Source organism: Paenibacillus chondroitinus NBRC 15376 (assembly GCF_004000765.1).
Taxonomy (GTDB): Bacteria; Bacillota; Bacilli; order Paenibacillales; family NBRC-103111; genus Paenibacillus_E; species Paenibacillus_E chondroitinus.
The window spans coordinates 505,605-520,620 of sequence record NZ_BILW01000001.1 but is presented as its reverse complement, the minus strand read 5'-3'; the positions used below and the strand labels follow the sequence as shown (position 1 = coordinate 520,620).

The following is a 15,016-nucleotide window of genomic DNA, read 5'->3' as shown; positions in this document are numbered from 1 at the left end:
GATAGGAGGTATTCATCCTGATTCATATCGAGAACTTACAAAAAGTGTACGAGGATGTACCGGGACGTGTACCGGCTATCCAGCAGATCCATTTACATATCGATCGCGGAGAAATCTTCGGCATCATCGGACATTCCGGCGCAGGGAAAAGCACCTTGTTGCGATGTGTAAATTTACTTGAACGTCCATCCTCGGGAAGCATCACCATCGACGGCGAAGATATGACAAGTTTAAATGCCAAACAGCTGCAAGTAAAGCGCCGCAAGATCGGCATGATTTTTCAACATTTCAATTTGCTCTCCTCCTCTACGGTTGCCGATAATATCGCTTTCCCGCTGAAGCTGGCGGGTATGGGACAAGCTGAAATAAAAGCACGGATTAAAGAGCTGCTTGAATTGGTGGGACTGCAGGACCATGCCGGCAAATATCCCAACCAGCTCTCGGGTGGACAGAAGCAGCGTGTCGGTATTGCCAGAGCGCTAGCTAACCATCCGGACATTTTGCTCTGCGACGAAGCTACTTCTGCCCTTGATCCGCAGACTACGAATGCCATTCTCGCTCTGCTGCTCGATATTAACCGGAAACTTGGCATTACGATCCTGCTAATTACGCATGAAATGCAGGTCATTCGCGCGATTTGTGACCGCGTTGCTGTCATGGAGAAAGGTTTGATCGTCGAAACCGGGAAAGTGCTCGATGTGTTCCTACAGCCTCAGCATCCGGTAACGAAGGATTTCGTCGGACAGGTTGCTGATTTTGCGAGCAGCGTAACGGAAGACGGCATGAACCTGAACAGTGGAAATACGCAAGGTACTGTCATTCGGATTACGTATATCGGAGCGAAGACGTATGAACCGATTCTCTTCGAGACTGTCAAATCGACGAATGTGACCTTTGCTATTTTGCAAGGTACCATTTCTTCCATGAAAGGGGTGCCGTACGGCCAATTGGTCGTGCAATTATCCGGTGCTCATCAAGAGGAAATCGAGGCTGTTATTGCTAAATTGAAGCAAGAAGGAATGGATGTGGAGGTGATGGCCCCATGAATATGACTTGGGAGATTAACTGGGCTGAGATTGCCAAAGCAACCGCCGACACACTAGTCATGTTGGGGTGGTCGCTCCTGTTCACTATCATCATTGGCTTAGCCCTTGGCATTATTTTATTCCTTACTTCCAAAGGGCAGTTGCTGCAAAATATGCCGCTATACGGTGTGCTCTCATTGATCGTGAACATCCTGCGCTCCGTGCCCTTCGTTATTCTCATGATTTCGGTGTTCCCGATCACGAAGGCGCTCGTGCACACCACGATCGGCGTGAAAGGCGCGATCCCGCCTCTCGTGATCGCCGCCGCGCCCTTCCTGGCGCGGCTGGTCGAATCCGCGCTGCGCGAGATCGAGAGCGGCGTCATTGAAGCCGCTCAGTCGATGGGCGCAACGCCATGGCAAATCGTCTGGCGCGTTCTGCTGCCGGAAGCACGCTCGGGCTTGATCTCAGCCGTTACCGTGACGGCTGTGGCCCTGCTCTCCTACTCCGCCATGTCCGGCGTCGTAGGCGGAGGCGGACTCGGCGATCTTGCGCTCCGCTACGGCTATATGCGGTTCCGTACGGATATTATGATCGTCACCGTCGTTATCCTAGTCCTTTTCGTTCAGCTTTTACAAATGCTTGGTGATCGCATGGTCGCCAAATACAACCGCAAATAAGACATCACGATTATTGGAGGTCATTTTATCATGAAAAAACTTTCTGTTTCACTTGTTGCTCTATTCTTCGTGTTGGCGCTTGCCGCATGTGGACAAAAACCGGCTGAGAACCAAGCCAGCACAGCGCCAGCTGCTTCTGGAGCGCCAGCAGCAACGACGCCTGCCAAAGAAGTTACTTTGAAGGTTGGCGCGTCTTCCGTACCTCACGCTGAAATTTTGAACGGGATCAAAGCAAAAATGAAGGCTCAAGGCGTTAACTTGGAAGTCGTCGAGTTCAACGATTATGTACAACCGAATGTGCAAGTGTTTGAAAAACAATTGGACGCAAACTTTTTCCAACACCAGCCTTACCTGGACCAATACAATGCCGATAAAAAACAAGACCTTGTTAAAGTCGTTGGCGTACACATCGAACCTTTTGGTGCTTACTCTCAAAAAGTGAAATCCGCTGCTGAATTGAAAGAAGGCGCGGCTGTCGCTATCCCGAATGACCCGTCCAATGCGGGCCGTGCGCTAGCTTTGATGGAGAAAAACGGTTTGATCAAGCTGAAAGATGGCGTTGGCATTAAAGGAACTGTGAAAGACATCGTCGAAAACAGCAAAAAACTTCAAATTAAAGAGCTTGACCCGGCTATGCTGCCACGTACGATCGGTGAGTTCGATCTAGCGCTCATTAACACGAACTACGCGCTTCAAGCGAATTTGAACCCTACGAAAGATGCGCTGTTCATCGAGGATAAAAACTCCCCTTACGTGAACATTCTCGTCGCTCGTCCGGACAACAAAGATTCCGAAGCTATGCAAAAGCTGGCAAAAGAATTGAACTCCGCTGACACGAAAAAGTTCATCGAAGATAAATACAAAGGCGCTATCGTTCCAGCGTTCTAACATAGAAAAACCGTCAGGAAAATCTTTCTGACGGTTTTTTATGCTTATTGTAAAAGAGATTGAATATCCGTATAAGCGTAGCCATGCGCCTCAGCGACAGCCTTGTAAGTAACGTGCCCCGCTACAACATTAATCCCTTTGGCGATGGCTTTATTGTCGAGAGCTGCCTGCACATACCCTTTGCCGGCAATTTGCAAGCCATAAGGCGTGGTCACATTTGTCAGAGCCAATGTAGACGTGCGAGCTACGGCACCAGGCATATTGGCCACCGCATAGTGAATGACGCCATGCTTCTCGTAAGTCGGTTGATCATGCGTTGTGATGCGGTCTATCGTCTCAATGGAGCCGCCTTGGTCGATCGCAACGTCCACAATCACGCTGCCGGGACTCATTGTTTTGACCATCTCTTCAGTCACGAGACGTGGTGCGCGAGCGCCAGGAATAAGTACGGCACCGACAACCAAATCAGCTTTTCGCACAACTTCGGCGATGTTATAAGGACTGGACATGATCGTTTTCACACGTCCCTGGAAGAGATCATCCAATTGGCGCAATCGATCCGGATTCAGGTCCACGATCGTAACATCGGCGCCTAATCCAATCGCCATCTTCGCTGCGTTGGCTCCTACGATTCCACCGCCGATTACGGCTACTTTTCCGGGCTCAACACCAGGTACGCCACCTAGCAGAATCCCTTTGCCGCCGTGCGCTTTCTCCAAGAAATGCGCGCCGATTTGGACGGACATGCGGCCTGCTACTTCACTCATTGGCGTCAATAATGGAAGACTGCCATTATCCAACTGGATGGTTTCGTACGCAATTGCAGTAACTTTGTTGCGAGCTAATGCATGTGTCAATTCAGCTTCAGGTGCAAGGTGAAGATACGTGTATAAAATCAAACCCTCATGGAAGTAGCCAAACTCCTCTGGGAGCGGCTCTTTCACTTTAACAACCATTTCAGCTGCCCAAACGTCCGATGCTGCAGCGACAATCGTCGCTCCTGCTTGTACGTAATCTTCATTCGTGAATCCGATACTGTGACCTGCCATGGTTTCTACCAAAACTTCATGCCCCGCATTTGTATAAGAAAGCACGGAACTAGGCGTCATGCCTACACGAAACTCGTTATTTTTTATTTCCTTAGGAACCCCAATAATCATTCTGCATCTACCTCTCCTAGGGACCCATGAAAAAGGATCCGTCTTCACTTGATAGTTCCAAGTATAAGAGGGATCCGATCTTGTTCCATTAGACAAATTGTCAAAAATCTATCCGGTTTTTTTTCACAATTTTATTTCCGGATAAAGCAGTTGATACGCCCGAATTCCGACCTGCAGCGCTAATCGTTTCTCAGGAAGCATGTAGTCTGCGCCTAGCAGCTCCTCTATTTTCTCCAGACGGTAATAAAGGGACTGTCGAACGATAAAAAGCTGCTGGGCCGCAATTTGCTTAGACCCGTCGCTGTCCAGATAAACCTTAAGCGTGCGCAGCAGCTCGCTGCCTTTCATGTGATCATAATCGATAATCGGCCCTAAATACGTACGGACAAAAGACTGCAGAATTTGCTTGTCGGCAATATGAAAAAGCAGTTGGAAGACGCCGAGCTCGTCATAAAACTGCACTTTGCCCCGCAGTGTCGGAGCAAGTGAGATCGCTTGAAGCGCTTCTTGATAGCTTCGGTGGGCTTGCAAAAAGCTCCGGTTGCTTTGGCCAACTCCGATGGTCAGCTCCATCTCCTCCTCAGCTTTCAAAAGTTGAAGCGACTGAAACACCTGCTGAAGCCGCTCTTTGGCAGGCCGTTTGGACGTTTTGTCAAAAGCTACGACGACAAGCCGGTTATTTTTCAAAGTCAATAAGGGATGAAACGTGTGCTGCTCAAAAATGGAACGTGCGGCTAATGAAAGATGAATACCCGCAGATTCTATGCCATCACCGTCTTCAAGCACGGATTTGTATTCGATCTGTCTATGTTCAAATTCGATTAAAATAACATGATAAGGCAGCTCATTCAGCTGTTTAAATCCATGGCCAATCAGGACTTTGACCTGTTCCTCATCACGAATTCGAAGATGGAGCAGATCGTCTACCCATAAGGTTTGCGAGTACAATTTGCGCTCCTCCATATAGCGTTTGCGCAATAAATCCTGCGCGATCGACAAAGAGGCGGAGTCCAGAATCAAGTACTCATACTCCTGTGGTTTACGACCTAAAACAAGAATAATATGGGCCCATGTTTTCCCCATCGCGCCAACAGGCTGTACGATAACTGTCTGGCCTTCTAATTCAAAAACGACTGGAGAGCCTGTATTGCTGGCCGTTGTTTCCCGTTCTATTTGGCTATTCAAAATTTCCAGCCATTGCGTCGTCTCCCGGCTCCCCAGCTGTGGAACAAATTTGGGTTGGCCATCTTGAGGCATATAGATGACTTGGGCTTTTGTACTGCTCTGGAGCAGCCCAAGCACGTGAGATACGCCCTGCGAAGATAATGTCATACGATGGAATTCTCGTGAAATTTTCTCCAAATCTTGGAGTGCTTTATGATGTTGATTGATGATGTGAGCATGAATATCTTGCGTAATGTCGATAAAGCGCACCGCTTGAGGGAAAATAATGAGAGGGAGTCCGCAGGCTTCCGCCGCGTCGATCCACGTCTGCGGGATAGCGCTTAAATAATGGCCCATCTCTATGCAAAGACAGGAAACGTTATTATTAATAAGCTGCTCCAAATAGAGCATAAACAGCTTAGTATCGCTCTTAAAGGCAGCCCCCGTCGTCAGGATCATCTCTCCGCCCTGCAGCAGCTCTTCAAACTGAATAACTTCAATGATGTGCACCCAGCGCACTAGCCGCTGTAACCCCTCTTGTCCTGCTGCAATATAGGCTTGCTGAAAGAAGGGTCTACCCAGCACTTCTTCTACCGTTAATTGATAATCTTGATTCAAGACTGTCACGCTACTTTCTTCTGGCTCATCAAAGTTATCCACAATTGACTATTCAGGCTGTTTGGGGATAAAAGAATTAACGAAGTTTAGTATACATGAAAAAAGCGCCTGTTTCACTAGGAAACAAAGCGCTTTTTGGATATCCAAACTTATATGGCTTTATCAATGGCAACGGTTTGCCCGGACCAAACCTTCTGCGAGGTCCAAGGCGCATCCGCATCGCTCCAGAACGCGTCATCCGCCGGCAAGCCTAGCGGCAGGAAGACAGCGGAGCATAGGTATAGGCTGCCTGTAGAGATGTAAGGCTCGCCAAGTTCAGGCTGGTGACCACATAGGCCGATCGTCAACCAGCCCTTTTCGTCGAAGGTGCCCGGTGCTTCAATCAGACGCGTGATAATGGCGCTTAATGCGCATCTAACTTGCGCTGGAGATACACCGGCAGGCAGTTCGCGACGCAGCGCTGTCTGAGCCAGCGCCTGGAAAGCGCCGAACCGGTAAGCAAGCGATCTGCCGATAACAGGGAACGTACCCTCAGGAGAGATGGAACGCTCCTGAACAGCGGCATAACGCTGAGCACGCGCTAAAATGTCCTTGCGCATAACAGCCCAATCTTCATAATGCGCATCCACATGCTCAATGATATCAACCAGCATAGGCTGAATCACGAAGCTGTTGTAGTAATCCGCATGATAGTGAGGGCCATCGCCGTACATGCCGTCTCCGAGGTACCACTGCTCATGCTGCTTGAGGGCAAAGTCCACACGCATCTGGTCCCAATCCTCGCCCATAAATCTGAGCGCGGTTTCCGTCATCGCAGCGAACAACAGCCAGTTGTTGAAACCCGGCTTGCGAGTTCTCGTCGCTTTCAAGGCTTGCACAAGATTGCTCTGAACACGGCTCTCCAGTCCATGCCAAAGTGTGTTAGGAGCTCGCAGAATCGCATGCGACAGAAAAGCAGTGTCCACAATCGGCTGAAATCCGTGGCTAAAGTTCATGAAATCAGGCGATTCGGGATCAGTCGCCGCATCCAGACCTGTACGCACAAGTTGGACGTAGTGTATCCGAAGCTTCTCCTCTTCTGCATCCAGCGCAGGTGTTTCCAGCCAAGGAGCAATGCCAACAAGCGTACGGGCAAAAGCCTCCAGATGCGAGTATTGGCGCTGCTCTTCTTTTTTATTTTCAACAGGCATGGTTGCCCGCAGTTGTTTATCTGCCAATGCCGTAAGAACCGGATCCGCAATGCGAAGCATGGTTTGTACCCAGTAAGAACGGGTACTGCTGGCTGCCGCTTGATTATTCATACCAGTAACCTTTGATTCCTTTCTCCATGCGTACAAGCGCTTCCAAGTAGTAATAATCTCCCCAGATCATGAAGTCGTCCGGCGCGTTTCCGCCGCGTACACTGTAGGAGCCGCGCTCAATGAAACCTTGTGCATCCGGCTTGCCGATTGTTGCATACGATTTCACGAGTCCAGCCATGGAGCGCCCAATCGCATTTTCCAAATAAGCACGGTCTGCATCATCTCCAGCCAAATGCTCCAACAACTCAAGCGCTCCTGCTGAAGCAATCGCGGAAGCGGAGCTATCGCGTTTCGTTTCTGCGTTCACAGGCGCATTGAAATCCCAGTACACAACGTCATCCTGCGGTAAGCGGTCAAAGAAGTAACGAGCCAAACGTTTCGCAGTTTCCAGGTAAAGCGGATTTTTCGTATAGTGGTAAGAAAGCGCGAATCCATAAATCCCCCATGCTTGGCCGCGAGTCCATGTTGAACCATCGCTATATCCTTGTGCCGTTCCACCATGCAGTGGCTCACCGTTTTCTTGGTCAAAATAGAACGTGTGGAAAGAGGAATCATCGCCACGTACCAAATAACGGCGGCTTAAATCGGCATGAATAACAGCAACTTCTTTGTATTTCGCGTCGCCTGTTTGTTCGTAAGCCCAGTACAAAAGCGGCAGATTCATCATGCAGTCAATGATAATGCGGCCACCGTTATGCTCATCGCCTTCTGGACCCCAAGCTTGAATATACTGGCCTTTTGGTCTCCAGCGCTTCATCAATACGTCAGCAGCCTGAAGTGTAAGCTGTTTGGCATTCTCATCTTTTTCAATGATCCACTGCGCTTTGGAGGAAAGGGAATATAAAAAGCCGATATCATGGTGATCTAGAGCAACATTGTCTTCCAATCTTTTCTTAAAGCTTGCCACCGTTTTCTGTGCAGCCTCTTGAAATGCTTTGTCACCGCTGTATTGGTAGCCCAACCACAAAATACCGGACCAGAAACCATCCGTCCAATCCGTATTCGGATTCAAGTGATATACATCATTTTCGCTGACATGAGGAAATAAATCCCCAAAACGTTCAATGTTCACTTTCGTTTTCTGTAAAGCATCTTCAATGGCTTGTTTCCACATACAATGATTCACTCCGTTTACTGTAGTTTGGTTGTTCCTCGTTCTATAAAAGTAAGCGGGACCTCAATTTCGCGGTCTTCGCCTGACTCCGCTTTGTTGCCAATCTTGTGCATCAGCTTGTTTATCGCCATTTGCGCTTGATCGATATAAGGAATGTCCCAGCTTGAAATGCCAGGATAGCTTTCTTTCGCAATATAATCGTTATTAATTCCAATTAATTTTAGCCGACCCGGAATATCAATGTGCAGCTTATTAGCCGCAGATAACACTCTCAATGCCACATGATCGTCAAAAGCGACAATGCCAACAGGCTTTGCTTGCCGCTGCATAAGATCAAGCAGAAAGGCCTCGATATCCAAGCCCATCGTATCCACGATTTCTTGGGACACACCCCCACCGAATTGCGCCATCCCTGCATTAAAACCGATGAGACGCTGTTCATCGATGACTTTCGAGCGTTTGCTGCCTAAGTAGCAGATCGCCTCGCAGCCATGATCGGCGAGCACCTTGACGGACTGCAAGCAAGCTCCTGCAAATCCTAGATTCACAGCTCCTGTCGCGATGTCCTCCGGCCAGCCCCATCCATTGATCAGCACCAAAGGTGTTCCGCTGTTGACGATAGAGCGCGTCGTTTCAAAGCCCATGGCTAAACCATGGCAAATTAACCCGTCAACTCTTCGCTGCTGCAAAACTTCCAAGTGCCTGCGTTCAATGTCCGGGTCAAAACCTCCCGAAGAGAAAACGGATAAGTGGTATCCCGCATGATGCGCTTCAATCTGTAAATGTTCGGCAAGCTGTCCATAGTAGCCGGCCATCGCTGGAATAATGAGACCGATTTCATAAGTTTTGTTACGGCTTAGACCTGCTGCCATCGTGTTGCGTCGATACCCCAGTTGTTCAGCAGCCAATTCGACTTTGCGAATGGTCTCTTTCGATGAACGAATACCACCTCGATTCAACACATTGGAGACGGTGGCAATCGACACACCTGCTGCTTCGGCCACTTCTACAATGGTGACTTGTTTGGGCTTGGTCATCCCTGTTTCAACTCCGTTTTGTTAAACGTTTAACATACTCTATTAGCTTAATGTGAAACGTTTAACATGTCAAGCAAAAAAAAGACCGGTTCCCTCACTTCAAGGGAATTCCGGCCTCTCGTTTTGACGAAGAGTTACTTCGCTTTATTTTTTTCCAAAATCGCGTTAGCATCCTTGCGGAATTTCACAGCAGCATCCTCTATGCTCGTTTTCTTGTACAAAATTTGCTCGCTGGCAGCTTTGAGCAATTTCTCGACTTCGATGGAACCAACCGGGTTCGGAGGATCCATTTGGGAGCTGTTTTGTTCAGCCCATGCTACATAATCAAAGATTTTCACTTCGTTCGGGGACAACAGCGGTTTGAGCGCATCTTTCACTTTGGAAGAAACTGGCACACCACGGTCGCCTTTAATCAATTTGTTGGCTTCAATATCGTTCACGAAGAAGGAGATGAACTTCGCTGCTTCTTCTTTTTGCTTGGAGCTGTTCGCAATGGAGAAGTACATACTTGGTTTCAAGAACAAGCCTTTATTGCCGTTGCGTCCAGGAAGCGGGAACAATTCAAGCGGACGGTCTTTCACCAAGTTGGCCACAGCCAAGAATTGATTGGACCAACCATTGCCGGTTACCGCGTTGTTCAGCAAAATTTCGTCTTCCTCAGCTACACCTTTCTTCTGTGACTCTTTATCAAGGGAAAGGATATTGCCGGCTTCGTACCATTTTTGGTAACGTTTGAAGTAGTCAATGAACGGTTTATCATCGGTGTAACCAAGCGCCGTCCCATCTGCGTTATACATTTTTTGATCGACAGTACGCAGGTAGTAAGGGAAAAAGACTTCATGGTGAAGCGCAAAGCCGCCGATTTGTTTGCCGCCAGCTTTCGCTTTTGCCGCAACCGCATCATAATCCTCCCAAGTCCAGTCTTTGGTTGGTGTTGGAATGCCTAAGCTCTTGAACGTATTCACATCAACTGTCGTCGCCAGCGCGTTCACGCCTAAGTTCATCGCGACTAACTTACCGCCTACTTCACCGCCGGAAATATTATTCGGAGAGATGGATGAAACGTCGATCAGACCATTTTTCGTGTAAGGCGTCATATCAGCCAGCTGATTTTTCCCGCCGTATTGTGTCAAGTACGAGATATCCATCTGGATAACATCCGGCAGCTGATTGGCTGAGGCTTGCGGAGCAAGCTTTTTCCAGTAATCGTCGAATGGCGCATATTCCGCTTCAATTTTGACATTCGGGTTCTGTTTCTCATACATCTCGATCACTTTTAACGTGTAATCGTGACGCGCTTGCCCACCCCACCAAGCAACGCGAAGCTTAACTGGATCTTTGCTAGGTGCTGTTGTAGCCGCTGCTGCTTTGGATGGTTCCGCGCTGGCCGCAGGTGCTGCTGGCGTATTCGTACCTGACGAGCATGCTGCCGCAGTAAACATGATGGATAACGACAGAGCTAAAGTGAACACTTTTTTCATCTCTATTCCTCCCCTAAGTGAGCCGATCAAATTTGGATAACGCTTACATGTTTATTATCCAACTTTCATGGGGAAAGTTTAATCCAGAAAGTAGAGGTATTTGTTTAAAAAACAGTGTTTAAAAAATATTAAAAAAAAATAAAACCAACGCGCTACTTTTTACGTAGTACTGTTCATGCATGACATTCTTTCAGGGTTAGGGAGGTTTCTTGCTTATGACATTGACTCTCAGGTACTACCAAACCGCTTCAATCCGGGACGCCATTTCCATGTTAGTCTGGTATTTACGTAAAAAACGCCGCGCGTAACATGACTTATAGGGTTCGCAAATAAGCAAGGATAAACGACTTCGTCGTCCTTTTAATTCGAACGCGTTTGTCAAGGTAGATGCGAAGCAAAAGTATAAAACTTATACTTTCTTATCTACTAATAAAGGCTGCTCTCTCGTAGATGATCTACAAGAGATGCAGCCTTTTTGCTATTAAGAAATGATTGAGCTTATTAACTCATAAGATCGCAATCGCCGTTCATAATTTGCAATCGGCGTGACCAAAAGAAATTCATCGACCTCACAGTCGCGTGCCATCCGCTCCAACTGCTCATATACACTAGCAACTGTGCCAATGAGCATTCTGCGCTGGGGCTGGGGCTGGGGCTGGGACTCCGCACCTTGCAGCCAAGGCATACCAGCTGCTAATCCCAGCGCCTCCTCCTCCGAATCGGCGCAGACCACACCTACCGCGATGATGACGCGGGGGACTTGCCCTTGTGCGGATGGCACAAAGTTCTCCCGGTAGCCACGCACAACTTCAACAGCATCGCTATCGCTCATAAATTGGCCGAATACGTAGCCAGTTCCATGCTCAGCTGCTAATGCTGCGCTTTTGATGTTGGTGCCGAGCATCCACACTTCCGGCGCAGTAGGTGGCACCGGCCTTGCCGTTACCGGTTGCCCTTCGCACTCAAATCTGCCTTCCAGCAAGGCCATTAACGACTTCAACGTTTCCGGCAGCTGCCGAACGTTTTCCAGGAAGTTGCCGCTTAGCGCGATAGCGGCATTGGCAGAACCGCCGGGCGCTCGCCCGATGCCAAGATCTATTCTGCCCGGGTAGAGGGCAGCAAGCATATGAAAGCTTTCTGCCACTTTCATCGGCGTATAATGCGGCAGCAGCAAAGCGCCTGAACCGATGCGAATTCTTTCCGTCCTCGCGCCGACATGCGCCAAGAAAACCTCAGGCGCCGTACAAGCCAACGCAGGCATGTCATGGTGTTCAGCCACCCAGTAGCGCGAGTAGCCCCATTTTTCGGCTTGCCTGGCGAGCATGACAGCTTGCTCATAAGCTGCGCCGGCGTCTGCCGGGGCTATGACGGGAACAAGATCTAACACACTAAGCTTCATTCCGATGTGTCCTCCATAACCAGAACCGATGCGAGCCTACAAAGCTTCGCCTTTGCCGCCATCAATATTCACCGAAGTCCCCGTTACGTACGAAGCTGCTTGTGAGGATAAGAAAGCGATCACGTTCGCCGCTTCCTCTGCTTGTCCGATGCGGCCTAGTGGGATAGCGTGTCTTGCATCACGTGCATACTCATCCCAAGTGAGCTCAGGGGCCTCGCGCTTCCAAGCTTTTTCCAGCTGATCACTGCGAATCTTCCCGATACAAACGGTGTTCACGCGAATGCCGTTCCCTGCAAGATCTTTGCTCATCGCGTTAGTCAAGGCCAGTCCAGCTGCGCGGCTGACACTTGTAGGCAGGGAGGAAGCCGGCGGTGTCTTGGCCGCAGATGTCGTCAGATTCACAATGGAGCCGCCACCGGCTTGCTTCATATAGGGAATCGCGTAACGGGAGCAATGAATCGCTCCAAACAATTTCAGCTCCAAATCCTGCCGCCAAACCTCCGTTCCCACCTGTTCAAAAGGTTTCGCCGCGGAAGTCCCGGCATTATTAACCAAAATATCAATGCCGCCAAAAGCTTCAACCGTTAGCTCGACAGCGCGTTTGCAATCTTCTTCTGACATAACATCCGCTTGAATCGTTAGTACGCGGCTTTCCGTCAAATCGGCAATAAGTTTGGCAGCTTCTTGAAGCTGCTCCTCATTTCTCGCACAAATAGCCACCTTTGCGCCTTCGCGGGACATCGTGATGGCAGTCGCCAAACCAATCCCTTTGCTTCCGCCAGTAATTAAGGCAACTTTCCCCTTCAACCCCAAATCCATCCTTACATCCATCCTTTCCTAGACACCAGAGTAGTTCTAGCATACTCCTTTTTGCAGCATTTTTTCAAATGTTGGCAAAAAAAGAGAGAGGCGCGAGCCCCTCTCTTCTACTTTTTAGTTATTCAAGTAAACTGCTTTTCCAGTGCGCGCTGACTCATAAATAGCTTCCAAAATTTGCGATACAACATAGGCTTGCTCAGGAGTCACGACAGGCTCTGCATCCGTTTCAATCGCTTTGATCCAAGTGCGCATTTCAAGATCCGCATCACTTTCTTTGGCTCCATCATAAAAAGCAACTCCGCCGGCTTTCAGATCAACTTCCGTTGTATACAAACGGCTGTGTTTTTCGCCATTGATACGAAGTCCGCCTTTCATGTCTGCGCCGCCTTCTGTTCCGCTCAGCGAGCACTTTGCCTCGTCAACTTCCAGCGTGTTCAGAGCCCAGCTGGATTCCAGCATAATGGTCGCTCCGTTTTCCATCACGATCATCCCGAATGCGGAATCTTCCACTGTAAACTTGCTCGGATCCCACGGGCCCCATGCGTTAGCGGCATTTTCTTTTTGAGACAGTTCGTGGTAGGACGTACCGAGAACAACTTTCGGTTTGTAGTTGTCCATCATCCAAAGCGTCAAGTCCAAAGCGTGCGTTCCGATATCGATCAACGGGCCTCCGCCTTGTTTTTCTTCATCGAGGAATACGCCCCATGTCGGAACTGCACGTCGACGAATCGCATGCGCTTTAGCGAAGTAAATTTCCCCGAGCTCACCTTGCTCACAAACGCGTTTCAAATGCTGGCTGTCCGCACGGAAACGGTTGTTATAACCAATTGTCAGCTTTTTGCCTGTACGTTTCGCTGTTTCAGCCATACGTTTCGCATCTGCTGCCGTTTTCGCCATCGGTTTCTCACACATGACATGTTTGCCAGCTTCCATTGCTGCAATAGCAATTTCCGCATGCGAGTCATTCGGAGTAAGTACATGCACGATATCAATCGTAGCATCTGCTAGTAATTCTTTGTAATCTTCATAAACGGTAGCGCCTTCTGCGCCGTATTTGTCAGCCGCCTTCTCTGCGCGCTCGCTAACGATATCACAGAATGCGACAATTTCAACATTTTTCAGCTTGCTCAAACTTGGCAAATGCTTACCGTTTGCAATTCCACCACAACCAATGATACCAATACGGAAAATACGTGACATAAGATTACCTCCCAAGTAGGTTGAATTTTATTGTGAATTAATTAGGAAGTTCAATGGTGACTTCACGTTTCAGGAGCGAGGAGCGAATAATACCATCAATAATCGCTTGATTGCGAACGATTTGCTCACCAGGAATCGGTGCAGGCTTGCCGTCGCGAACCGCTTCAACAAAATCGCGAACTTTTTCGTTAAACAAATTTTTATTATGATCGATGATCGGGATTTGACTTTCGGTATGGTGTCCAAGAACATCATGGAAGTACGTGATAGATCCAACAGATCCATCAAACACACCGCTCCATGGGCCTTTACCGGCAGGCGTCACTTTAAGTCCGCCATCGGTACCAAGGAACAGGGTCGGCCCTAACGTGTCCATGTGCATCGCCCATGAGATTTTGAAATTCAGCACGAGATCCCCTTCAAATCGGATCATCGCAACACCGAAGTCTTCTACATCGAAGCGCGCTGCTTCTTTATGATACAAAGGGTTTGTACCAAAATAGTTAGAACTGTAAGCGGATACGGTAAGCGGTTTCGGATATCCCATCGCATTAAGCGCCATATCGAGCGAGTAGCAGCCGATATCGGCCATTGCACCGGCACCTGCGATTTCCTTGGAAATAAATGTGCCGCCAGGCATCCCTCTACGACGTCCGCCGCCAGTCTCTACGTAGTACACTTTGCCCAGTTGACCGGACTGAACCACATCTTGAATGGTTTTCATGTTCGGATCATACCTCGGTTGGAAGCCAACATTGAGCATGTAGCCTGTCTTTTTCGCCGTTTGCGCCATTTCTACCGCTTCATCCAACGTAACGGACATCGGCTTTTCCAACATGACGTTTTTGCCTGCCAGCAAGGCATCTACCGTTGTGCGGTGATGAGCCACATTAGGCGTGCAAATGCTTACTCCATCAAGGTCTAATTCCAGCAGCTGTCGGTAATCATCAAAGGCTTGCGCCGATGTAAGCTGCCAGAAATCAATAAATTGCGCCGCTTTGCCAGGAACAGCATCTGCAACCGCTACAATCTCTACATCAGCCAACTCCCGGTAGGCTCTTACATGCGCGCCAGCAATACCGCCGCCGCCAATAATGCCGATTTTCAATGTTTTGCTCATCTCATTACCT

At 48.9% G+C, this 15,016-nt stretch carries 13 protein-coding genes; 3 read left to right on the top strand and 10 right to left on the bottom strand.

What is annotated here, in order from left to right; translation table 11 throughout:
• Positions 1–17: 17 nt before the first annotated feature.
• Genes PCH02S_RS01990 through PCH02S_RS01980 form a run of 3 tightly spaced genes read left to right on the top strand, consistent with a single transcriptional unit; the run spans position 18 to position 2,593 of the window.
• Positions 18–1,046 carry a methionine ABC transporter ATP-binding protein gene (locus tag PCH02S_RS01990; protein WP_127449515.1) on the top strand — a complete coding sequence of 343 codons (1,029 nt, stop codon included), beginning with the start codon at positions 18–20 and terminating at the stop codon, positions 1,044–1,046.
• A complete protein-coding gene (locus tag PCH02S_RS01985; RefSeq protein ID WP_127449513.1) occupies positions 1,043–1,705 on the top strand; it encodes a methionine ABC transporter permease in 663 nt (220 codons plus the stop codon). The genes PCH02S_RS01990 and PCH02S_RS01985 overlap by 4 nt, the downstream gene beginning before the upstream one ends.
• Positions 1,706–1,735: 30 nt before the next feature.
• Positions 1,736–2,593 (top strand): MetQ/NlpA family ABC transporter substrate-binding protein, encoded by an 858-nt coding sequence (locus tag PCH02S_RS01980; protein WP_127449511.1) that lies wholly within the window; start codon positions 1,736–1,738, stop codon positions 2,591–2,593.
• A 44-nt stretch (positions 2,594–2,637) separates the two neighbouring features.
• Here the strand turns inward: PCH02S_RS01980 and ald are convergent, their stop codons facing one another.
• The 10 genes from ald to PCH02S_RS01930 form a co-directional block, all read right to left on the bottom strand.
• A complete protein-coding gene (gene ald / locus PCH02S_RS01975) occupies positions 2,638–3,753 on the bottom strand; it encodes an alanine dehydrogenase (RefSeq protein ID WP_127449510.1) in 1,116 nt (371 codons plus the stop codon).
• A 123-nt stretch (positions 3,754–3,876) separates the two neighbouring features.
• Positions 3,877–5,544 (bottom strand): PucR family transcriptional regulator, encoded by a 1,668-nt coding sequence (locus PCH02S_RS01970; RefSeq protein ID WP_246068909.1) that lies wholly within the window; start codon positions 5,542–5,544, stop codon positions 3,877–3,879.
• 140 nt (positions 5,545–5,684) lie between these two features.
• Positions 5,685–6,836 (bottom strand): DUF2264 domain-containing protein, encoded by a 1,152-nt coding sequence (locus PCH02S_RS01965; RefSeq protein ID WP_127449508.1) that lies wholly within the window; start codon positions 6,834–6,836, stop codon positions 5,685–5,687.
• Complete coding sequence (locus PCH02S_RS01960; RefSeq protein WP_127449506.1) at positions 6,829–7,950, bottom strand: glycoside hydrolase family 88 protein; 1,122 nt, start codon at positions 7,948–7,950, stop codon at positions 6,829–6,831. The genes PCH02S_RS01965 and PCH02S_RS01960 overlap by 8 nt, the downstream gene beginning before the upstream one ends.
• Before the next feature lie 17 nt (positions 7,951–7,967).
• Positions 7,968–8,987, bottom strand: a complete 1,020-nt coding sequence (locus PCH02S_RS01955; protein WP_127449504.1) for a LacI family DNA-binding transcriptional regulator — start codon at positions 8,985–8,987, stop codon at positions 7,968–7,970.
• Positions 8,988–9,121: 134 nt separating this feature from the next.
• Positions 9,122–10,468 carry an ABC transporter substrate-binding protein gene (locus PCH02S_RS01950; protein WP_127449502.1) on the bottom strand — a complete coding sequence of 449 codons (1,347 nt, stop codon included), beginning with the start codon at positions 10,466–10,468 and terminating at the stop codon, positions 9,122–9,124.
• Between the two features lie 481 nt (positions 10,469–10,949).
• The gene (locus PCH02S_RS01945; RefSeq protein ID WP_127449500.1) at positions 10,950–11,867 is read right to left on the bottom strand and encodes an LLM class flavin-dependent oxidoreductase; all 918 of its coding nucleotides are present in this window, start codon (positions 11,865–11,867) and stop codon (positions 10,950–10,952) included.
• A gap of 36 nt (positions 11,868–11,903) precedes the next feature.
• Positions 11,904–12,686, bottom strand: coding sequence for an SDR family NAD(P)-dependent oxidoreductase (locus tag PCH02S_RS01940; protein WP_127449498.1), 783 nt, complete (start codon positions 12,684–12,686; stop codon positions 11,904–11,906).
• Between the two features lie 114 nt (positions 12,687–12,800).
• Positions 12,801–13,886 (bottom strand): Gfo/Idh/MocA family protein, encoded by a 1,086-nt coding sequence (locus PCH02S_RS01935; protein ID WP_127449496.1) that lies wholly within the window; start codon positions 13,884–13,886, stop codon positions 12,801–12,803.
• Between the two features lie 37 nt (positions 13,887–13,923).
• Positions 13,924–15,006 carry a Gfo/Idh/MocA family protein gene (locus PCH02S_RS01930; protein ID WP_127449494.1) on the bottom strand — a complete coding sequence of 361 codons (1,083 nt, stop codon included), beginning with the start codon at positions 15,004–15,006 and terminating at the stop codon, positions 13,924–13,926.
• Between the last annotated feature and the right edge of the window lie 10 nt (positions 15,007–15,016).

Coding starts and splice junctions, on each gene's coding strand:
- PCH02S_RS01960 (WP_127449506.1), bottom strand. CDS start 7,950: ATGTGGAAACAAGCCATTGAAGATGCTTTACAGAAAACGAAAGTGAAC.
- PCH02S_RS01980 (WP_127449511.1), top strand. CDS start 1,736: ATGAAAAAACTTTCTGTTTCACTTGTTGCTCTATTCTTCGTGTTGGCG.
- PCH02S_RS01945 (WP_127449500.1), bottom strand. CDS start 11,867: ATGAAGCTTAGTGTGTTAGATCTTGTTCCCGTCATAGCCCCGGCAGAC.
- PCH02S_RS01930 (WP_127449494.1), bottom strand. CDS start 15,006: ATGAGCAAAACATTGAAAATCGGCATTATTGGCGGCGGCGGTATTGCT.
- PCH02S_RS01985 (WP_127449513.1), top strand. CDS start 1,043: ATGAATATGACTTGGGAGATTAACTGGGCTGAGATTGCCAAAGCAACC.
- ald (WP_127449510.1), bottom strand. CDS start 3,753: ATGATTATTGGGGTTCCTAAGGAAATAAAAAATAACGAGTTTCGTGTA.
- PCH02S_RS01955 (WP_127449504.1), bottom strand. CDS start 8,987: ATGACCAAGCCCAAACAAGTCACCATTGTAGAAGTGGCCGAAGCAGCA.
- PCH02S_RS01965 (WP_127449508.1), bottom strand. CDS start 6,836: ATGAATAATCAAGCGGCAGCCAGCAGTACCCGTTCTTACTGGGTACAA.
- PCH02S_RS01950 (WP_127449502.1), bottom strand. CDS start 10,468: ATGAAAAAAGTGTTCACTTTAGCTCTGTCGTTATCCATCATGTTTACT.
- PCH02S_RS01935 (WP_127449496.1), bottom strand. CDS start 13,886: ATGTCACGTATTTTCCGTATTGGTATCATTGGTTGTGGTGGAATTGCA.
- PCH02S_RS01940 (WP_127449498.1), bottom strand. CDS start 12,686: ATGGATTTGGGGTTGAAGGGGAAAGTTGCCTTAATTACTGGCGGAAGC.